The sequence below is a fragment of the Micromonospora sp. RTBAU3-60 genome (genome assembly GCF_054963695.1).
The window spans coordinates 76,194-95,770 of the sequence record NZ_JBUEGB010000013.1 but is presented as its reverse complement, the minus strand read 5'-3'; the positions used below and the strand labels follow the sequence as shown (position 1 = coordinate 95,770).

Sequence of the window (19,577 nt, the reverse complement as noted above, 5' to 3'; positions counted from 1 at the left end):
GGCGTGCGGCCGGTACGAGAAGGGCGGTGGCCGGTGGAGGGTCCGACCGGGGTGGTGTTTCCCCTGACCGACGGCACGCGCAGCACCAGCGCGCTCGGTCGGGCCGTCGTCGCCGACGCGCTGCGCGCGGTCGACCCGGTCGGTGCGCGCTCGGCCGAGCACGAGACCAACTGGCGGCACGGCTACCTGGTCCACTTCCGCCGGCTGGTCGAGGCGGGGCTGCTCTCCCGCGACGCCGCGGTCACCATCGCCCGCGACGGCCTCACCGCCCTGCACGCCCGGATGCGGGTGGTCGCCGACGGCGGCGCGGAGCTTCCGCTGGACGAGGTGTTCACCACCGCCGCCGGGCAGCCGCCGCTGGACACGGCCACCGTCACCGGCAGCGGCGAGCCCGAACGGGAACTGTCGCTGCCGTACCGCGGGCAGCGGCTGCGCGGCGACCAGCTGCGCCGCCGGCTCGACGCCTGGGTCACCGCCGGGGTGATCGAGCCGTCCTGCGCCGAGGCGGTCCGCGCGGTCATGGTCAACCCGGACTGGCTCGACCTGCGCGACCAGCGGGTGGTGGTGCTCGGCGCCGGCGCCGAGATGGGCCCGCTGCCGTCGGTGCTGCGCTGGGGCGGCGACGTCGTCGCGGTCGACCTGCCGCGGCCGGACATCTGGCGGCGGCTGCTGCACACCGCCCGCCGTACCGGCGGGCGGCTGCACCTGCCGGTGCGCCAGGGCACCGGCGACGACGACCAGGCCCTCGCCGCCGGCGCCGGGGCGGACTTGCTGCACCGGCTGCCGCAGGCCGCGCAGTGGCTGCTCGGCGTCGACGGCCGGCTCGTGCTCGGCAACTACGTCTACGCCGACGGCGCCACCAACGTCCGGGTCGCCATGGCCGTCGACGCGCTCACCCGCCACCTGCAGCAGCGCCGCGACGACGTGGCGCTGGCCTTCCTCGCCACCCCCACCGACGTGTACGCCGTCCCCGCCGAGGCGGTCGCGCACGCCGAGCGGGGATACGCCGCACGCGGACTGGCCCGCCGGTCGCTGCGGGTGCTCTCCGGCGGACGGCTGCTGCACCGCAACTACCCGCCCGGCGCCGACCCGGGCGTCAACGACAGCCTCGTGCCGCAGCAGGGCCCGAACTACGCCCTCGCGAAGCGGCTGCAACGGTGGCGGGCGGCGGTGGCGCGCGACGCCGGGACGACCGTCTCGTTCACGGTGGCCCCGCCGACGCGGACCCGTTCGGTGCTGCGCAACCGGGCGCTCGCCGCCGCGTACGCGGGCGCGCACCGGTTCGGCATCGAGGTGTTCGACCCGGCCACCAGCAACACCCTGATGGCCGCGCTGCTCGTGCACGACCTGCGCACCGGTGGCGGCCCGGCTCAGGACCATCCGTGGCGGGACGAGGCGTACGGGGCGGCGCACGGCGGGCTCTGGCGGGTGCCGTATGCCCCGCGCAGCGCGCTCGGGCTGGCCGTCCTGCTCGGTCTCGGGGCCGCCCGCGGCTGACCCGCGCCGGCCGGCTACTCGGCGAGCACGTCCACGGCGAGTTCCTTCACCACCGACTCGTCGACGTCCACGCCGAGCCCCGGCCCGGTCGGCACCTGCGCGACGCCGTCGCGCACCTGCACGGTCGCCCCGGTGGCGTACGACGACTCCAGGAACTGCCGCCCGTTGAGGTCGACCGGCGTGTCGATGCCGTACGCGGCGAACAGGTGCACCGAGGCGGCCAGGCCCAGGTCGGAGTCGGTGAGCCCGGAGCCCATCAGCCGCACGCCGGCGTCCTCGGCCAGGGCGCACAGCCGCCGCGACAGGGTCAACCCGCCGCTGCGCTGCACCTTGGCGATGGCCACGTCCACCGCGTCGAGCTTGACGAAGGTGGCCAGGTCGCTGGGGTGGCGCAGGCTTTCGTCGAGGGCGACCGGCACCGGGGACGCCTCCCGCAGCCGGCGCAGCCCGGCGAGGTCGTTGGCGGGCAGCGGCTGCTCGAACGCGGTGATGTCGAGGTCGGCCAGCCGGCGGGCCATCCGCAGCGCGGCGTCCACCGTGTACGCCTGGTTGGCGTCCACCCACAGCGCGGCGTCGGGCGCGGCCTCGCGTACCGCCCGCACCACGGCGGCGTCCTCGGCCTCGCGGTGCAGGCCGACCTTCACCTTGAACGCCCGGTAGCCGAGGGCGTGTCCCTCCGCCACCGCGTCGGCCACCTCGCCGGCGGTCTGCCCGGAGACGATCCAGCCCAGCTCGATGCTCTCCCGGCGGCGTTGCCCCCACAGCACCCCGACGGAGACGCCGAGCGCCCGGCCGAGCAGGTCGTGCAGCGCCACGTCGACGGCGCACTTGGCCAGCGGCGCGCCGATGGTGAAGCCCCGGTTGACGGCCCGGTCGAACGCGGCGGTCACCCCGTCGAGGTCCCAGGCGGGGCGGCCGAGGATCGCCGGGGCGAGGTACCGGTCGACGGTGGTGACGATGGATTCCGCCGTCTCGTAGGTCCAGGCCGGGATCGGGGTCGCCTCGCCCCAGCCGGTGACACCGTCGGCGCTGACCTTGACCAGGACGCGGATGCTGGGCTTGCCGGCGACGGCGACCGACCCGCCGGACACCCCGAACGAGCGCACGGTGGGCAGCGCGACGGCGTACGTCTCGACCGAGTCGATGGTCAGCCCTGCCAGGGCGGTGGCGAGCGGGGTCACGGTGTCCCTTTCGGTCAGTTCAGCTTGGCGGTGCTGGCCCGGACGACGACCTCGCCGCCCATCCGCAGGATCCGGCGGCGTCGCCCGGTGTTCTCGGTCAGCGCCAGCTCCATCGCCTTCTCGCCGAGCTGCTGCAACGGCAGCGCGACGGTGGTCAGCGGCGGGGTGAGGTCGCGGACGATCGGTATGTCGTCGAAGCCGGCGACGGAGACGTCGTCCGGCACGGACAGGCCGTGGTCGCGCAGCGCCGCGCAGGCGCCGATGGCCATCACGTCGGTCAGCGCGAACACGCAGGTGGCGGTCAGGCCGCGGGCCAGCAGTTCGGTCATCGCGCGGTACCCGCCGTCGCGGGTGAACGGGCCCTCCATGATGTCGGCCGGGTCCAGCGACACGCCTGCCTTCGTCAGCTCATCGCGGAAGCCGCCGAGCCGGTCGGCGACGGTGGTCAGCGCCGCCGGTCCGGTGAGCACGGCGAACCGGCGGTGGCCCAGGTCGAGCAGGGCGCGGGCCATGGCGGCCGCCCCGGCCCGGTTCTCCGGCAGCACACTGTCGACCTTCAGGCTGCGGTGCCGGCTGACCACGGCGACCCGGCCGCCGCCGTCCAGGTAGGGCTTCAGCTCGGCGTCCAGGGCCCGTTCCCAGCGGGCGTCCTCGAACCCGGAACCGATGAGCAGGATGGCCGGGGCCCGCTCGGCGCGCAGCATCGACACGTACGCGATCTCCCGCTCCGGGTCCCGGAACGTGCTGGCCAGCATCACCAGCAGGTCGTTGTCGCCGGCGATGCGCATGACGCCGCCAGCGACCGCGGCGAAGTAGGGGTCGCTGACGTCGTGGCAGATCACGCCGACCGTGCGGTGGGAGGCGCCGGCCAGGGCGCGGGCGTGCGCGTTCGGCGTGTACGCCAGCTGTTCGGCCGCCGCCAGCACCCGGTCCCGCAGCTGCGGGGTGACCCGCATGCCGTTGAGTGCCCGGGAGGCCGTGGCCAGCGAGACATCGGCGGCTCTGGCCACGTCTTCCAGGGTCACGTGCGTCCGTGGCTGCATGGACTTTTCCCCCTGCGGAAGTTCTTGACCGGGTTATTTCGGCGTGGTTACCGTAGCACCCTGAAAGCGCTTACTGAAAGCGCATTCAGGGCCGAGACCTGGAGTTTCCGGACGTCTACGGCCCTGCCGACGGCACGCGCCTACCCAGCGGCTGAGAACCCGGAACCGCCGGCCAGCCAGGGAGAACGGAGGGTCATGGCCGCGCAGAGCGCCATCGAGCAACGGGAGCCGACCGCTCCCGCCCGCACCCCCGCGCCGGCCGCCCGCCGCCCGGGTCGGACCGGCGGCGGCCTGCTCCGGTTCGTCCAGCACACCTGGCGTCCCGCCGCGGTCCTCGCGGCGATCTTCGTCGTCTGGTGGGCGGTCACCGCGGCGGGCCTGGTCAAGCCGTACCTGGTGCCCTCGCCGGGCACCACGCTGGACGTCGTCCTCGCCCAGACCGGCTACTTCGCCCACCACACCTGGATCACCACCTACGAGACGATCTTCGGTTTCGCCATCGCCATCGTGGTCGGCGTGCTCTCCGCCGTCGTGATGGTCTACTCCCCGACGGTCGAGAAGAGCCTCTACCCGCTGCTGCTGTTCGCCCAGGTCATCCCGAAGATCGCCATCGCGCCGCTGTTCATCGTGTGGCTCGGCTTCGGGCTCACCCCGAAGGTCGTCGTCGCGGTCCTGATGGCCTTCTTCCCGATCGTCATCTCCACGGTCACCGGCCTCAAGTCCATCGACCCGGAGATGCTGCAACTGTCGGCGACCATGGGCGCGGGCCCCGGCCAGACCTTCCGGAAGATCCGGTTCCCGGCCGCCCTGCCGCACCTGTTCGCCGGCCTCAAGGTCGCCGCCACGATGGCCGTCACCGGCGCCGTGGTGGGCGAGTTCGTCGGCGCCAACGAGGGCCTCGGCTACGTGATCCTGCAGGCCAACGGCAACCTCGACACCCCGACGCTGTTCGCCGGGCTGCTCATCATGTCGCTGCTCGGCGTGGTCCTGTTCGTGGTCGTGGAACTGCTCGAGTACTTCGTCCTTCCATGGCACGCCAGCCGCCGTACCGACGCCGCTACGACGTCGCTCTGAATAGGAGACCCGTCCCATGAAGTTGCGCACCCTCGCCGCCGCGCTCGTGCCGGCGCTGATACTGGCCGCCACCACCGGCTGCGGCTCGTCCTCCGACGAGCAGGCCAAGACCGCCCAGGGCCTCGACAAGGTCACCCTGACCCTCAACTGGTACCCGTACGGTGAGCACGCCCCGTTCTACTTCGGCAAGAAGCAGGGCATCTTCGCCAAGCACGGCATCGACCTGACCATCCAGGCCGGCCAGGGCTCGCAGAAGACCGTCCAGGCCACCGCCGCCGGGCAGACCGACTTCGGCTGGGCGGACACCCCCGCCCTGCTCTCCGCCGTCGGCCAGGGCATGGAGGTCAAGAGCGTCGGCGTCTTCCTGCAGACCACCCCGTCGTCGGTGCAGTTCTTCGCCGACAAGAACATCAACTCCCCCGCCGACCTCAAGGGCAAGACCATCGCCTCCACCGCCGGCGACGCGCTGAGCAAGACCTTCCCGGCCTTCCTCAAGGCCAACGGCCTCGCCGCCTCGGACGTGACCCTGCAGAACACCGACCCGGCCGGCAAGATGGCCGCCGTCATGTCGGGCAAGACCGACGCGCTGCTCGGCTTCGCCACCGACCAGGGCCCGACCATGCAGGAGAAGGCCGGCAAGCCGGTCTCCTACCTCAAGTTCGCCGAGCACGGCCTGACCTTCTACAGCAACGGCCTGCTCGCCTCCACCGACACCATCAAGAACAAGCAGGACCTGGTCAAGCGGATGGTCGCGGCCAGCAGCGAAGCCTGGTCCGCCGCCGAGAAGGACGCCGCCGGCGCCGTCGCGGCGATGGCGGGCGCCTCCCAGCAGCTGCCGTCGGAGAAGGTGCTCACCGACCAGTTCAACGCCACCCTGCAGCTGCTGCACACCGACGCCACCAAGGGCCAGGCCCCCGGCATCAACGACGAAGCCGACTGGACGAAGACGATCAACGTGTTCGCCGAGGCCGGCGTGATCACCAAGGCCGAGTCCCCGTCGGCCTACTGGGACGCGAGCTTCGCGCCGAAGGGATGAACCGATGACGGTCGGCAACACCACCACGCAGCGGCCCGCCGACGCCACGGCGACCGGCGCCGCGGTCGAGATCGACCAGGTCGCGGTCCGCTTCCGTACCAAGAAGAAGGACGTCACCGCGCTGCGCGACGTCTCGCTGCGGATCGAGCCCGGCGAGTTCGTCTCGATCGTCGGCGCCTCCGGCTGCGGCAAGTCGACGCTGCTGAAGCTGGTGTCCGGCCTGCTGCGGCCCTCGTCCGGCCAGGTCCGCCTGCACGGCGAGGACGTGCGGGGGCCGCGGCGCGACATCGGGTACGTCTTCCAGCGCGCCGCCCTGCTCGAGTGGCGCACGGCCCGCAAGAACATCCTGCTCCAGGCCGAGATGCGCCGCCTACCCAAGGCACAGGTACGCCAGCGCGTCGACGAGCTGATCGAGATGACCGGCCTGACCGGCTTCGAGGACGCGTACCCGAACGAACTGTCCGGCGGGATGCAGCAGCGGGTGGCCCTGTGCCGCGCGCTGCTGCACCGCCCCCCGGTCCTGCTCATGGACGAGCCGTTCGGGGCCCTCGATGCCCTCACCCGCGAGCAGATGAACGTCGAGCTGCGGCGCATCTGGCGGGAGACCGGCACCACCGTCCTGCTCGTCACCCACTCCATCGCCGAGGCGGTCTACCTGGCCAACCGGGTGATCGTCATGACCCCTCGACCCGGCACCGTCGCCGAGGTCATCGACGTCGACCTCCCCGTCGAGCGTGACTACGGCCAGACGATGTCGGAGCCCGAATTCGCGCGCGCCACGGGACGCATCCGGGACCTCCTGGGTGCGACGACGACCGCCGAATAACCACCGGACCTGGGAAGGAAACACACGTGGAGCGCACGTCTATCGGGATCATCCTCAACGGCGTGACCGGACGGATGGGCTATCGCCAGCACCTCGTCCGGTCCCTGCTCGCCATCCGCGAGCAGGGCGGACTGCCCGCCCGCGACGGCAGCCGCATCTGGCCGGAGCTGACCCTGGTGGGCCGCAACGAGGCCAAGCTCGCCGAGATCGCCGCCCGGCACGGGCTGACGTCGTACACGACGGACCTGGACGCCGCGCTCGCCGACGACTCCCACCAGATCTACTTCGACGCGCAGGTCACCGCCCAGCGGGAGAAGGCCATCCGGGCGGCGATCGACGCGGGCAAGCACGTCTACACCGAGAAGCCGCTCGCCGAGGGCCTGACCGGCTCCCTGGAACTGGCCCGGCTCGCCGCCGCCAAGGGCATCAAGAACGGCGTCGTGCAGGACAAGCTGTTCCTGCCCGGCCTGCGCAAGCTCAAGCGGCTGGTCGACGGCGGGTTCTTCGGCCGCATCCTGTCCGTACGCGGCGAGTTCGGCTACTGGGTGTTCGAAGGCGACTGGCAGGACGCCCAGCGGCCGAGCTGGAACTACCGCGCCGAGGACGGCGGCGGCATCGTCGTCGACATGTTCCCGCACTGGCACTACGTGCTGGAGCAGATCTTCGCCCCGGTCACCGCGGTGACCGCGCACATCGCCACCCACATCCCCGAGCGGGTCGACGAGACCGGCCAGGCCTACCGGGCCACCGCCGACGACGCCGCCTACGGCATCTTCGAGCTGGCCGGCGGCATCACCGCCCAGATCAACTCCTCCTGGGCGGTGCGGGTCTACCGCGACGAGCTGGTCGAGTTCCAGGTCGACGGCACCCACGGCAGCGCCGTGGCCGGGCTGCGCGAGTGCCGCATCCAGCACCGCGGCGCCACCCCGATGCCGGTGTGGAACCCGGACCTGCCGGTCACCGAGAACTTCCGCGGCCAGTGGCAGACCGTCCCCGACAACGAGGACTTCGACAACGGGTTCAAGGTCCAGTGGGAGGCGTTCCTGCGCCACGTCGTCGACAACGAGCCGTTCCCGTGGGACTTCCTGGCCGGCGCCCGCGGCGTGCAGCTCGCCGAGGCCGGGCTGCGCTCGGCCCGGGAGGGGCGGCGGATCGAGATCGAGGAGATCACCCTGTGACCGCCCGGATCACCCTGCCCAACCCGGCGGGCGGGAGCGAGGTGCTGACCCTGCGCGAGCCGGCCGGCTGGCAGCGGCCGGCCGGCCCGCCGGCCAGCCGGATCGCGTACGCCGCGGCCCACGTGGTCGCCGACCCGTACGCCGACAACGCCCCCGGCCAGCCCGCCCGGCTGGACTGGGACGCCACCCTGGGCGTGCGGCGCAACCTGTGGTCCTGGGGGCTCGGCGTCGCCGAGGCGATGGACACCGCCCAGCGCGGCATGGGGTTGGACTGGGCCGCCACCCGCGAGCTGATCCGGCGCAGCGCCGCCGAGGCCGCCGCCTGCGGCGGGCGCATCGTCGCCGGGGCCGCCACCGACCAGCTCACCGGCGTCCCCGACACCCTCGACGAGGTCGTCACCGCGTACATCGAGCAGGTCGCCTTCGTCCAGGAGTGCGGCGCCACCGCCGTGGTGATGGCCAGCCGGCAGCTCGCCGCGCTGGCCACCGGCCCCGACGACTACCTGCGCGTCTACGACCAGGTGCTGTCCGCCACGACGGCGCCGGTCGTGCTGCACTGGCTCGGCGACATGTTCGACCCGGCCCTCGCCGGCTACTGGGGCTCGACCGACCTCGACGAGGCGACCAAGACGTTCGTGTCGCTGGTGCACGCCCACGCCGACGTCATCGACGGGGTGAAGGTGTCCCTGCTCGACGCCGAGCGGGAGGTCCGGCTGCGCGAACTGCTGCCGCCGACCGTCCGGGTCTACACCGGCGACGACTACCACTACCCCGAGCTGATCGCCGGTGACGGCCGGCAGTTCAGCCACGCCCTGCTCGGCGCGTTCGCGGCCATCGCCCCCGCCGCGTCGGCGGCGCTGCAACGCCTCGACGCCGGCGACACCGCGGGCTTCCGGGAGATCCTCGACCCGACCGTGCCGCTGTCCCGGCACGTCTTCGCCCCGCCCACCCAGTACTACAAGACCGGCATCGCGTTCCTGTCCTGGCTCAACGGCTTCCAGCCCGGCTTCACCATGGTCGGCGGGCTGCACAGCGGGCGCAGCGTGCCGCACCTGGTGCGGGCGTTCCGCCTCGCCGACACCGCCGGCCTGCTGCTCGACCCCGACCTGGCAATCGAGCGGATGCGCCGCTACCTCTCGGTCGCCGGGGTGAGCGCATGAACGCCGTGGACCCGCGGCTGGCGCGGTTGTCGCTCAACCAACGCACCACCGAACGGTGGTCGGTCCGCGAGGCCGTCGAGGGCTGCGTCCGCGCCGGCATCCCGGCCATCGGCCTTTGGCGCGAACCGGTGGCCGAGATCGGCGTGGCCGCCGCCGCGAAGCTCGTCGCCGACGCCGGGCTGCGGGTGTCGTCGCTGTGCCGCGGCGGCTTCCTCACCGCCACCGGCGAGGCCGGCCGAGCGGCGGTGGAGGACAACCGGCGCGCCATTGACGAGGCGGCCGGACTGGGCACCGACTGCCTGGTCATGGTGGTCGGCGGCCTACCGCCCGGCTCCCGCGACCTGCGCGGCGCCCGGCAGCGGGTGGCCGACGCGCTCGCCGAGCTGGCCCCGTACGCGGGCGAACGCGGCGTACGGCTCGCGCTGGAACCGCTGCACCCGATGTACTGCGCCGACCGGGCCGTCCTGTCCACCCTCGGGCAGGCGCTCGACCTCGCCGAACCGTTCCCGGTCGAGCAGGTCGGCGTCGTGGTCGACACCTTCCACATCTGGTGGGACCCGGACGTGTGGCGGCAGATCGCCCGGGCCGGCGACCGGATCGCCAGCTTCCAGGTCTGCGACTTCCTCACCCCGCTGCCGGCCGACGTGCTGCTCGGCCGGGGCATGATGGGCGACGGCCACATCGACTTCCCGCCGTTCCGGCGGGCCGTCGAGCAGGCCGGCTACACCGGCGACACCGAGGTGGAGATCTTCAACGCCGAGGTGTGGGCGACCGACCCGGACGAGGTCCTCGCGACCATGAAGGACCGCTACCTCCACCTCGTCCTGGCCGACTGATGCGGGTCGTCGTCGCGCCGGACTCGTTCAAGGGCAGCATCACCGCCGACGATGCCGCCCGCGCGCTGGCCCGCGGCTGGCTCGCCCACCGACCGGATGACGACGTACGGCTGCTCCCCCTGGCCGACGGCGGCGAAGGCACGGTCGACGCCTTCGCCGCCGCCCTGCCGGACGCGCAACGCCGCATCGTGACCGTGCCCGGGCCCGACGGCCGCGCGGTGACCGCCGCCTGGCTGCTGCTGCCCGACGGGGCGGCCGTGCTGGAACTCGCCCAGTCAAGCGGGCTGCCGCTGATGCGCGCCCCGGATCCGCTCGGCGCGCACACGTACGGGCTCGGCGCGGTCGCCCGGGCCGCCCTCGATGCCGGGGCCACCCGCCTGGTCATCGGCCTCGGCGGGTCGGCGTCGACCGACGGCGGCACCGGCGCGCTGCGCGCCCTCGGCCTGCGGCTGCGCGACGCCCGGGGCCGGGACCTGCCGCTGGGCGGTGCCGCGCTGGCCGATCTGGCCCACGTCGACACCAGCGATCTGCTTCCCCCGCCGCTCGGTGGCGTGCAGCTGCTGGTCGACGTGACCGCCCCGCTGACCGGCCCGGCCGGTGCCGCCGCCTTGTACGGACCGCAGAAAGGCGCGGAGCCGGCGGACGTGGCGCTGCTGGACGCGGCGCTGCACCGGCTCGCCGAGCTGGCCGGCGGTCACCTCGACGAGCCGGGGGCCGGCGCGGCGGGCGGCACCGCCTACGGTCTGGCCGCGTTGTGGGGGGCAACGATCGTGCCGGGCGCGACGACCATCGCCGCACTGGTCGGGCTGGCGGACGCGCTCGCCGGCGCGGACCTGCTGCTCACCGGTGAGGGGCGCTTCGACGAGACCTCGCTGACCGGCAAGGTGGTCGGCTCGCTGCTGGATCAGGCCGCGTCCGCCGCCGTGCCGGTGGGGGTGGCGGCCGGGCAGGTCACCGGGCAGCTGCCCGGCACGGTGTCGGCGGCGGTGTCCCTGGTGGAACTCGCCGGCTCGGTCGACGCGGCGCTGCACGATCCGAAGCGGTGGCTGGTCAAGGCCGGTGACGTGCTGGCCGACCGGCTGACCACTGGCTGAGCCCGCCGGATGTCGAGGATGATCCGCAGGAGCGCTACCCGCCTCGGGCCTCACGCCTGTTCGCGCAGCAGCGCGTCCCCGGCCCGATAGAGCTCGACCAGCAGCGGGCGCAGCTGCGTGCCCGCGTGGGTGAGCCGGTAGCAGGTACGCGGCGGGAAGGTAGCGGAGCGTTCGCACACGACCAGGCGCTGCCGCGTCAACGCCGCGAGCCGTTCGCTGAGCACCTTGGCACTCAGGCCCGGCAGCGCGGACTGCAGCTGGCCGAAGGATCTGGGCCCGTGCATCAGTTCCCGCAGCACCAGGGTGGTCCATCGGCCGCTCACGGCGGCCAGCGCGACCTCGACGGGGCAACTCGACTCCGGCCGACGGGTCGCGCCGCGCTGGTCCGGCACCAGGTCAGGGTCCCAGCCGCTGCTCACCGTTTGGTTACCTTCGCCGGCAGCGCCTTGACTGTCGGCATGTCTCCCGACCGCAACACCCACTCCGACAGTATCCCCCTGAGCGACAGCCCGGCCCACCATCCGTCGGTCTTCGCCCGGGCCTTCAACACCGGCGATGTGACGGCGGTCGAGCAGGTCTACGAACCCGCAGGTGTGCTCGTCACCGTCCCGGGTCAGCCCCTCACCGGCGCCGCCCGGATCGCGGCCAATCGGCGGTTCCTCGCTCTCGGGCTCCCCATCGAGGTGCGGCCGCGTCACGTCTACGTGGCCGACGACATCGCCCTGCTCATCGTGGACTGGGTCATCGAGGGCACCGACCGTGACGGCCGGGCCGTGCACATCGAGGGCACCGCCACCGATGTCGCCCGCCGCGGTCCCGACGGTCTCTGGCGATACGTCATCGACAACCCGTTCGGCACCGCCGAGCCGCAGGTTCACCACGGCTGACAGCGGAGCATCCACGCGTCCCACCGGCCCGGCGGACGCCAGCTTCGATCCTGGCAGCGCCGGTGGGGACGGCGGCACCCGGCCACCGTCCCCACCGCGTCCGCTCGTCAGGCCGCCGGCGTACCGGTGACCGTGAACAGGCGGGTACGGCCGATGTTGTCGAACGAGCCGAAGCCCACCCGACCGGAGCCGAAGGTGGTGTCCTTCGCGGTCAGCAGCGGGTCCTTGTCGTTGTCGACATAGACGGCGATCTCACCGGTGGCGGGCAGGTGCACGACCCGCACCTTGTGCCAGTCGGCGTCGGTGATCGCCGGGTTCGCGCCGCGGGACCGACCGTTCCACTGGTGGTCGATGCGCTCCCGGTCGGCGTTGTTGACCTTGAAGATGCCGTTGTGCGGGTAGATGGTGTTGTCGGTCGACAGGTGCGCGTAGTAGTACTGCGTGTCCGACTGCCAGCCGAAGACGATGATCACATCCCGGTTGGTGACCTCCACCGGCGTGTCGAGGCGTACCCGGGCGTCGATCTGCACCGACGACCAGGCCGCCGGGCCCTTGTTGAGCAGGGCGTACTCGAACGGCCGGCGCGGGCCGGGGCGGCTGACGCCGGCCTCGGCAAGGATCACCTGGTCGCCGTCGAACTGCCACTTCGACGGGGTCACCGGCGTCCAGTTCGGCGCGCCGCCGGTGTCTACCACCTTGGTGTGGCCCACGTCGCCCTCCGCCACCTTCTTGGTGCCGACCACCTTCCAGATCTTCCCGTTGGCCTTGGCCACGATGTAGATCTCACCGGCCGCGTCGGTGCCGAAGCGCAGGTCGACGCGGTTCGGGTCGCCGGGCGCGCCCGGGCCGGACAGGTCCTGCATGCGTACCAGGTCGCCCCCGGTGGTGTAGAGGGCGAGCCGGTGGATCGGAGCGAGGCCCTCGCCGCGGCGCATCTCGTTGGCCTCGGTGTAGAGGACGGTGCCGGCTACGAGGTCACCGAAGACGTACTTGCCGATCAGGGCCGGCAGGGTGTGGCCGCGGTAGACGAACCCGCCGGCCACCGCGACGCCGACGTCGGAGGTGCAGTTCCAGCCCGGGGCCGGGTCGTGGTCGTACGCGGCGACCGGGTAGGTGTAGCCGTACTTCGCGTCGTCGGCCGGCAGCGGGTAGAGCTTGTCGCAGGGCTTGGTCGCCGTCTTGTCGAAGACCCAGGAGCCCTCGCGCTCGCTCCAGCCGAAGTTGTCCCCGGCCCGTACCTCGTAGATCGACTCGATGGCGTGCTCGCCGATGTGGCCGAGGAACATCCGGCCGGTGGCCCGATCCCAGCTGAACCGGTGCGGGTCACGGAAGCCCACCGCGTAGATCTCGCCGAGCGCGCCGTCCTTGCCGACGAACGGGTTGTCGGCCGGGATCCCGTACCGGCCGTTGGACGCGTTGGTGCCGCGCGGGTCGATCCGCAGCAGCTTGCCGTGTGGCATGCCCATGTTCTGCGGGTCGCCGTTGCGGTAGCCCTGCCCGCCGTCACCGACGGCCAGGTAGAGCATGCCGTAGTCCGCGTCGTCCGGCTTCGCGGTCGGGTTGAAGTTGATTTCCTGGATGCCGTGGATCTGGCCGCCGAAGCCGATGCGCAGCAGCTCGCGGTGGGTGCCGGAGAACGTGTCGGCGGCCGGGTCGGTGGCGGTCCACTCGGTGATGACGCCCTGGTAGATGGTGTTCGGCTGGGCGTAGTCCGGCGTCCGGGTGGCGAGCGAGGCCTGTTCGGTGTGGATGGTGTAGAAGCGGCCGTTGTGCGCGAAGTCCGGGTGGAACGCGACGTACCCGAAGCCCTGGCCGAGGCCGCGGCCGGAGAAGAACTGCGGCGCGAACGTGGCGGCGACGTCCAGGTAGACGTGCGGCACGCCGTTCTCGACGAAGTAGAGGTTGCCGTTGAGGTCCGGCACGGCGCGGCGGCCGGAGCCGTCGGGCAGCTCGTTGATGGTGTTGATCCGGGCCTTGCGGACCAGGCGCTGGTCGACCGGGGCCGGGTTCGGGGTCGACTGCGGGAAGCTGGCGTACTCCTGCAGGACCAGTCCCAACTCGGACTGGATCGGCGTCTCTGGGATCGGGTCGTAGACGGCCCCGGCGGCCCGGGCGGGCCCCGCGACCAGGGTGGACAGGACGAGGGTGGCGGCAGTGACCCCGGCGGTCAGGGCGGCTCTGCGGAGTCTGCCGGTGCTGCCAGCGCGAATGAACACGCGGGTTCTCCTTCTCGGTGGGACGGACCGAGGAACGGTCAGCGGGCCATGTAGCGGTACTGCTTGGCGATGTCGCTCGCCGGGATCACGCTGTCGAGGAACATGAGGCCGTCCATGCGGCAGTCGCAGGGGTTGCGCTCCAGCGTGTTCTGCGGGAAGCTCCCGCCGATCTTGATGCCGCGCGAGTCGGTGGCGCTGGTGACGTGCGGGCCGGGCCCGGACACCTTCCACGGGTCACCGGCGACGGTGTAGAAGCCGTCGATCGGCTCGCCGTTGCGGTAGAGCGCCATGGTTCCGGTGGTGAAGTCGAAGGTGGCGGCGAGGTGCACCCACTCCCCCTTCGGCAGCAGGGTGCGCCAGTCCTCACTCGCGGCGAACGTCTGCGAGCTGCCGCCGTCGAGGCGCCGGCCGAGCGCGACCAGGCGCAGCTCGCCGCTCACGTCGATGAGCTCGAGCAGGGCCCGCACGCCGTGGCCGTCGGAGTCGCCGGTCAGCACGCCGGCCAGGCCGATGGCGTTGAACCGGTCGGTCGGGTTGGCGGTGGTGGAGTTCAGCGCCGGGCCGTCCATGTCCCGCTTGAACCAGCCCATCACCGTCGTACCCTCGGCGCCGCTGAACGCGCGCATTGTCCGCATGCCGCTGGACGACCAGATCCCGGCCTTCCAGTCGTCGTTGCCGGCGATCTCCGGGTTGACCTGCCGGGTCTGCAACGCGTTGCCGCTGCCCTTGTACGCCTGGTCGGGCACCCGCATGTCCGCGCCGCCGTTGACCAGCTCGATCTCGGTGCCCGAGCGGCCCAGGTCCCGTTCGAGCGCGACGTCGCCGGGCACCGGGTGGTCGAAGTCGTAGAAGGCGACCAGGTGCGACCACAGGGCGGGGTGGACGTCGTGCGGGCCGGGCCGGTCGGCCTGGGCGGGGCTCGCGCTGGCGGTCAGGGCCAGCCCCAGCAGGGCGGTGACCGCGACGGCGGCGCGTCTGGATCTTCTCATGTGACCGGTGCTCCATTCGTCGATGCGGTGGTCGCGGACGAAAGCGCTTACGTGATGCGCGGGACCGTGCTCTGGTCACTGGCGTCGGAGGGTACGTCTGGACAGGACTGATGAGCCGCCCGGTCGCCGGCCGGCCCCAGGTGAGGCGCATCGGACGGCGGTCGGACAGCGGCGGCGCCGCGCGTACGAAAGCGCTTACGAAAGCGCTTTCGTACTCTATGCTGTGCCTTACGCCACAGGCAAGAGCGCGGCGCGGATCAATGTGACGTCAGGAGTTTGTGGATGCCCAGACCCGGTGCCCGGCTGCGCCTCGTCGACGTGGCGGAACGCGCCGGCGTCTCGCTGGCGACCGCCTCCCGCGCCCTGGCCGGCCGCGAGGGCGTCAGCGAGGAGGTGGCCGACCGGGTCCGGCAGGTCTCGCGCGAGCTGGGCTACGTCGCCAACCCGTACGCCCGCACCCTCGCCGGCGGCGCCAGCTCCACGGTCGGCCTGATCGTCCACCAGATCGACGACCCCTACTTCTCCGAGATCGCCAGCGGTGTCATCGAGGTCGCCGCCGAGGAGGGGCTGCTGGTCCAGATCGCCCACTCCGGCCGCGACCCGGAGAACGAGCTGCGCCAGCTGCGGCACCTCATCGCCCAGCAGGTGGGCATCATCCTGATCGCCGGATCCGGCTACGACGACCCGCGCGTGGAGGGCGAGGCCCGCAGCGAACTCGCCGCCTTCCAGCGCGCCGGCGGCCGCGTCGCCGTCATCGGCCGGCACGCGCTGGGCGTCGACGCCGTCGTGCCCGACAACGAGGCGGGCGGCCGGGCGATCGGCACGCACCTGCTGGGCCTCGGCCACCGGCGGATCGCCGTCGCGGCAGGCACGCCCGGACTGACCACAGTGGCCGACCGGCTCGCCGGCGTCGCCGCCGCGCTGTCCGCGCACGGGCTCTCCCTCGACGGGCTGCCCGTCGTGCACTCGGACTTCACCCGTGACGGCGGCCGGGTGGCTGCCGAGCGGATCCTGGACCACCACCCGGACAGCACCGCGATCATCGCGCTCAACGACGCGATGGCGATCGGCGTGCTGTCCATTCTGCGAGCCCGGGGCATCCCGGTGCCCGAACGGATGTCGGTGGTCGGCTTCGACGACGTGTCGGTCGCCGCCGACCTCGCCCCGAGCCTCACCACGGTACGCCTGCCGATGCCCGAAATGGGACGGATGGCCCTCACCCTCGCCCTGAAACCCCGGTCGACCCGACCGCGCCGCCGGCCCACCGGCCACACCCTGATCGTCCGCGACTCGACCGGCCCCGCGCCGGCCCGCTGAGCCGACCGGCGGACACGGCGAGAAACCGCCGCCGCCGGGTTTCCCGGCCCGAGCCCCGGGAAGGCACCGGCATGGCCGAATCTTTCGTGGATGAGGACCTGGCGACGCTGCGCGCCATCGCGTACGCCGCCGGAATCCCGGGTTGCGAGCGGATGTCGCACGACCAGCTCGTCACCGCGCTGCGCCGGGCCGGCCTGTCCGAACCGAGCGGCGGGCCCATCGACACCAGCCTGGCCGATCCCGGCGATCCGGGGACGGACGAGGGCATATACCACGGCCAGGGCGTGGGCCGACGCGAGTCCTCGGGTGGTCCGGCTGCCCAGACGGCGGCGCCACGACCGGGCACGCCGAGGCCCGGCCGGCCGGCCATCGGCCGCTGACCGGCACCGCCGGCCAGTTCGACAGCCAGCACACGGGAGGCGACATGAGCGACGACATCAAGCGCGTGGCGAAGTCCCGAGCCGATCACCTGGGGGGCGAAACCGCGCACCAGCGCCTGGACGAACGCGGTGTGACCCGGGGCCGTACCGGGGATTCCCGCACCGCCGGCCCACCCGACGGCACCGGCGTCGCCACCGGGGTGGAGGGCATGCCCCGCAGCGACCTCACCCTGGGCGACGAGAGCACCGGCGGCCGGGCCGCCGAGCAGGCGATCGGCGCTCTTCCCGAGGAGTCCGGCGCCGAGATCGAGGACCGCACCGAACGGTGAGGGTGCGTCGAGGGTGGCCTCGCTGCGGCGAGGCCACCCTCGCGCGTCCCGTGTGGACGTGACGTCAGGGCCGCGACCGGTTGCGCCGCCCGCTCGGCCTGCCAAACCAGCTCGCCCCGGACGACGCCCGAGCCTCGCGACTTCCTGGTCAGCCGCCGGTCGGTGGCCTTCGGCCCGCAGCGGCGCCGGTTCGCGGCCACCGACCTGGACCAGAGCAGCGGCGACGGGCCGGAGGTCCGGGGCACGGCGGAAGCGCTGCTGCTGGCCCCCGGTGACCACCTGAGTACGACGACTCAGGCGGGGTGACCCGACCCCGACCAGGATCGGGGCATGACCGGCTCCCCCGACCTCCAGCCGGACGACGTCCGGCCCCGCGACCGGAGCCACTGGGCCTGGCCGTGGCTGGTGCTGCTCCTCGCCCTGCCCGGTGCCGCCTGGTCGATGTTCGTGGCCGGCATCGCCGCCGCGGCCCTGTTCGGCGAGCCGCCCACCCCGGGAGACCTGGCCACCAGCACCGCCGCCGTCCTGTCCGGGGCGTCGTTGTGGCTCGCGGCGGCGGTGCTCTCGGCGGCGCTGTTCCGCCGCGTGGCGGTGCCGCTGCTGTGCGGGCTGGCGGCCGTCGCCTACGCGGTGCTGGCCGGGGCGAACCGGCCGAGCGCCCCACTGCACGAGGCGGGCCTGGCGGGCTGGCTCGCCGCCTGGGTGCCGGTGACGAGCTGGGTCATCGCATCCTGGGCGCTGTACGCGCTGCTGGTCGCGGCGGGTCGCCGCTGGAGACGCGGAGCCCCGCGGAATCCCGACCGACGGTGATGCAGCCGATGGCCGGCCCGATCACCGCGAGCAGGTGCGGTCGCGTTCGGGTTTGGTGAGTTCACTCGCGGATGTCGTGTCGAGTGTCGAGAATGTGGCACCGGCTCCGTCCCAGGGACAGGAGTGGCCACGACGGGCCGCGTGACGAAGAGGGAGAACCAGCATGAAGTACCTGCTGCTGAAGCACTACCGGGGCGCGCCAGCTTCGGTCAACGACGTGCCGATGGACCGGTGGACGCCGGAGGAGGTCGACGCGCACGTACAGTTCATGCAGGATTTCGCCGCTCGCCTGGAGGAGACGGGTGAGTTCGTCGACGGCCAAGCGCTGGCGCCCGAGGGCGCGTGGGTGCGGTATGACGGCGAGGGGCGCCCACCGGTGACCGACGGTCCGTTCGCCGAGACCAAGGACCTCATCGCCGGCTGGATGGTCATCGAAGTGGAGTCTTGGGATCGCGCGGTCCAGCTGGCTGGGGAGCTGTCCGCCGCCCCCGGGGCCGGCGGCAAGCCGATCCACGAGTGGCTGGAGGTGCGACCGTTTCTCACCGAGCTGCCCACGGTGACCGAGTGAACGAGTCACTGCTGCGGGAGCTTGTGCCCGCGGTGATCGGTGTCCTCGTCCGGCGCGGAGCCGACTTCGCGTCGGCCGAGGATGCCGTCCAGGAGGCCCTGATCCGGGCCCTGGAAACCTGGCCGGACGATCCGCCGCGCGATCCGAAGGCATGGCTCGTCGCGGTCGCGTGGCGCAGGTTCCTCGACGCCGCCCGTGCCGAGGCGTCGCGGCGGGGGCGGGAGCTCGCCGTAGAGGTCGAGCCTCCCGCCGGTCCGACGCCCGCCACCGACGACACACTGCGGCTCTACTTCCTGTGTGCGCACCCCACCCTGCCGCGGACCTCGGCCGTCGCCTTGACGCTGCGCGCGGTCGGTGGCCTGACCACGCGGCAGATCGCAGCGGCATACCTCGTCCCCGAGGCGACCATGGCGCAGCGGATCAGCCGGGCCAAGCGGCGGATCGCCGGGCTGCCGCTCGACCAGCCCGGCGATCTCGGGACGGTGCTGCGCGTGCTCTACCTCGTCTTCAACGAGGGGTACGGCGGAAACGTCGACCTGGCGGCCGAGGCGATCCGCCTCACCCGCCAGCTCATCGCCTTGACCGACGAGCCCGAGGTCGCGGGGCTGCTCGCGCTCATGCTGCTGCACCATGCGCGCCGCGCGTCTCGCACGGGCCCGGGAGGTCGCCTGGTGCCGCTTGCTGACCAGGACCGGTCGCGCTGGGACACCGTCCTGATCGCCGAGGGGGTGACGATTCTGCAGGCCGCGCTGGCCCGCGACCGGCTGGGCGAATACCAGGCACAGGCCGCGATCGCCGCCCTGCACGCGGACGCCCGAACGACGTCCGAGACGGACTGGGTGCAGATCGTGGAGTGGTACGACGAACTGCTGCTCCTCACCGGCAGCCCGGTGGTGCGGCTCAACCGCGCAGTGGCGGTCGGCGAGGCCGACGGACCGCACGCCGGCCTCGCGGCGCTGGTTGACGTGAGCCCCGACCTGCCCCGATACGCGGCGGTGACGGCATACCTGCACGAACGCGCCGGTGACCTCGATCGCGCCGCCGAACTGTATGCCGAGGCGTCCCGCGCCGCTGCCAGCGTGCCGGAGCGCGACCACCTCACCCGAGAGGCCGCACGGGTACGGCAACTGCTGCGTCCGTGAGCGCCGCATCCGCC

At 72.8% G+C, this 19,577-nt stretch carries 21 protein-coding genes; 16 read left to right on the top strand and 5 right to left on the bottom strand.

The genetic code is table 11. The features are described from left to right. Positions 1 to 33: 33 nt before the first annotated feature. Positions 34 to 1,497, top strand: coding sequence for a hypothetical protein (locus ACY34I_RS15545; RefSeq protein WP_462755742.1), 1,464 nt, complete (start codon positions 34 to 36; stop codon positions 1,495 to 1,497). A 14-nt stretch (positions 1,498 to 1,511) separates the two neighbouring features. Here the strand turns inward: ACY34I_RS15545 and ACY34I_RS15540 are convergent, their stop codons facing one another. Both ACY34I_RS15540 and ACY34I_RS15535 read right to left on the bottom strand, forming a co-directional pair. After that, positions 1,512 to 2,678 (bottom strand): mandelate racemase/muconate lactonizing enzyme family protein, encoded by a 1,167-nt coding sequence (locus ACY34I_RS15540; RefSeq protein ID WP_462755741.1) that lies wholly within the window; start codon positions 2,676 to 2,678, stop codon positions 1,512 to 1,514. Between the two features lie 14 nt (positions 2,679 to 2,692). After that, positions 2,693 to 3,721 (bottom strand): LacI family DNA-binding transcriptional regulator, encoded by a 1,029-nt coding sequence (locus ACY34I_RS15535; RefSeq protein WP_462755740.1) that lies wholly within the window; start codon positions 3,719 to 3,721, stop codon positions 2,693 to 2,695. 195 nt (positions 3,722 to 3,916) lie between these two features. Between ACY34I_RS15535 and ACY34I_RS15530 the strand changes: the two genes are divergently transcribed. The 7 genes from ACY34I_RS15530 to ACY34I_RS15500 are packed head-to-tail and all read left to right on the top strand — an operon-like array spanning position 3,917 to position 10,925. Next, the gene (locus tag ACY34I_RS15530; protein WP_462755739.1) at positions 3,917 to 4,795 is read left to right on the top strand and encodes an ABC transporter permease; all 879 of its coding nucleotides are present in this window, start codon (positions 3,917 to 3,919) and stop codon (positions 4,793 to 4,795) included. A 16-nt stretch (positions 4,796 to 4,811) separates the two neighbouring features. Beyond that, complete coding sequence (locus tag ACY34I_RS15525; RefSeq protein ID WP_462755738.1) at positions 4,812 to 5,831, top strand: ABC transporter substrate-binding protein; 1,020 nt, start codon at positions 4,812 to 4,814, stop codon at positions 5,829 to 5,831. Between the two features lie 4 nt (positions 5,832 to 5,835). Beyond that, positions 5,836 to 6,657, top strand: a complete 822-nt coding sequence (locus ACY34I_RS15520; protein WP_462755737.1) for an ABC transporter ATP-binding protein — start codon at positions 5,836 to 5,838, stop codon at positions 6,655 to 6,657. A 26-nt stretch (positions 6,658 to 6,683) separates the two neighbouring features. Next, positions 6,684 to 7,835 carry a Gfo/Idh/MocA family protein gene (locus ACY34I_RS15515; RefSeq protein ID WP_462755736.1) on the top strand — a complete coding sequence of 384 codons (1,152 nt, stop codon included), beginning with the start codon at positions 6,684 to 6,686 and terminating at the stop codon, positions 7,833 to 7,835. Next, a complete protein-coding gene (locus tag ACY34I_RS15510) occupies positions 7,832 to 8,995 on the top strand; it encodes a dihydrodipicolinate synthase family protein (protein ID WP_462755735.1) in 1,164 nt (387 codons plus the stop codon). The genes ACY34I_RS15515 and ACY34I_RS15510 overlap by 4 nt, the downstream gene beginning before the upstream one ends. Then, complete coding sequence (locus tag ACY34I_RS15505) at positions 8,992 to 9,831, top strand: sugar phosphate isomerase/epimerase family protein (RefSeq protein ID WP_462755734.1); 840 nt, start codon at positions 8,992 to 8,994, stop codon at positions 9,829 to 9,831. The genes ACY34I_RS15510 and ACY34I_RS15505 overlap by 4 nt, the downstream gene beginning before the upstream one ends. After that, positions 9,831 to 10,925, top strand: coding sequence for a glycerate kinase (locus tag ACY34I_RS15500; RefSeq protein ID WP_462755733.1), 1,095 nt, complete (start codon positions 9,831 to 9,833; stop codon positions 10,923 to 10,925). The genes ACY34I_RS15505 and ACY34I_RS15500 overlap by 1 nt, the downstream gene beginning before the upstream one ends. 50 nt (positions 10,926 to 10,975) lie before the next feature. Here the strand turns inward: ACY34I_RS15500 and ACY34I_RS15495 are convergent, their stop codons facing one another. Further along, positions 10,976 to 11,317, bottom strand: a complete 342-nt coding sequence (locus tag ACY34I_RS15495) for a winged helix-turn-helix transcriptional regulator (RefSeq protein WP_462755823.1) — start codon at positions 11,315 to 11,317, stop codon at positions 10,976 to 10,978. 66 nt (positions 11,318 to 11,383) lie between these two features. Here ACY34I_RS15495 and ACY34I_RS15490 point away from each other — a divergent pair, with 66 nt between their 5' ends. Beyond that, positions 11,384 to 11,812 (top strand): YybH family protein, encoded by a 429-nt coding sequence (locus tag ACY34I_RS15490; RefSeq protein WP_462755732.1) that lies wholly within the window; start codon positions 11,384 to 11,386, stop codon positions 11,810 to 11,812. A gap of 107 nt (positions 11,813 to 11,919) precedes the next feature. Here ACY34I_RS15490 and ACY34I_RS15485 read toward each other — a convergent pair whose 3' ends face one another. Together ACY34I_RS15485 and ACY34I_RS15480 are read right to left on the bottom strand one after the other, a co-directional pair. Continuing rightward, complete coding sequence (locus tag ACY34I_RS15485; RefSeq protein ID WP_462755731.1) at positions 11,920 to 14,028, bottom strand: PQQ-dependent sugar dehydrogenase; 2,109 nt, start codon at positions 14,026 to 14,028, stop codon at positions 11,920 to 11,922. A gap of 38 nt (positions 14,029 to 14,066) precedes the next feature. Further along, entirely contained in the window at positions 14,067 to 15,017 is a 951-nt protein-coding gene (locus tag ACY34I_RS15480; protein ID WP_462755730.1) for a LamG-like jellyroll fold domain-containing protein, read from the bottom strand. Between the two features lie 282 nt (positions 15,018 to 15,299). Here ACY34I_RS15480 and ACY34I_RS15475 point away from each other — a divergent pair, with 282 nt between their 5' ends. The 7 genes from ACY34I_RS15475 to ACY34I_RS15445 all read left to right on the top strand — a co-directional run bounded on the left by ACY34I_RS15475 (position 15,300) and on the right by ACY34I_RS15445 (position 19,563). Beyond that, the gene (locus tag ACY34I_RS15475; RefSeq protein ID WP_462755729.1) at positions 15,300 to 16,334 is read left to right on the top strand and encodes a LacI family DNA-binding transcriptional regulator; all 1,035 of its coding nucleotides are present in this window, start codon (positions 15,300 to 15,302) and stop codon (positions 16,332 to 16,334) included. Positions 16,335 to 16,405: 71 nt separating this feature from the next. Continuing rightward, positions 16,406 to 16,714, top strand: coding sequence for a hypothetical protein (locus tag ACY34I_RS15470; RefSeq protein ID WP_462755728.1), 309 nt, complete (start codon positions 16,406 to 16,408; stop codon positions 16,712 to 16,714). Between the two features lie 44 nt (positions 16,715 to 16,758). Next, positions 16,759 to 17,043, top strand: a complete 285-nt coding sequence (locus ACY34I_RS15465) for a hypothetical protein (RefSeq protein ID WP_148800559.1) — start codon at positions 16,759 to 16,761, stop codon at positions 17,041 to 17,043. A 162-nt stretch (positions 17,044 to 17,205) separates the two neighbouring features. Beyond that, positions 17,206 to 17,349: a hypothetical protein gene (locus tag ACY34I_RS15460; protein ID WP_462755727.1), complete on the top strand. Its 144-nt coding sequence runs from the start codon at positions 17,206 to 17,208 to the stop codon at positions 17,347 to 17,349. 24 nt (positions 17,350 to 17,373) lie between these two features. After that, the gene (locus ACY34I_RS15455) at positions 17,374 to 17,853 is read left to right on the top strand and encodes a hypothetical protein (protein ID WP_462755726.1); all 480 of its coding nucleotides are present in this window, start codon (positions 17,374 to 17,376) and stop codon (positions 17,851 to 17,853) included. 163 nt (positions 17,854 to 18,016) lie between these two features. Next, positions 18,017 to 18,421, top strand: a complete 405-nt coding sequence (locus tag ACY34I_RS15450; RefSeq protein ID WP_462755725.1) for a YciI family protein — start codon at positions 18,017 to 18,019, stop codon at positions 18,419 to 18,421. Continuing rightward, positions 18,418 to 19,563 carry an RNA polymerase sigma factor gene (locus ACY34I_RS15445; RefSeq protein ID WP_462755724.1) on the top strand — a complete coding sequence of 382 codons (1,146 nt, stop codon included), beginning with the start codon at positions 18,418 to 18,420 and terminating at the stop codon, positions 19,561 to 19,563. The genes ACY34I_RS15450 and ACY34I_RS15445 overlap by 4 nt, the downstream gene beginning before the upstream one ends. Positions 19,564 to 19,577 lie beyond the last annotated feature (14 nt).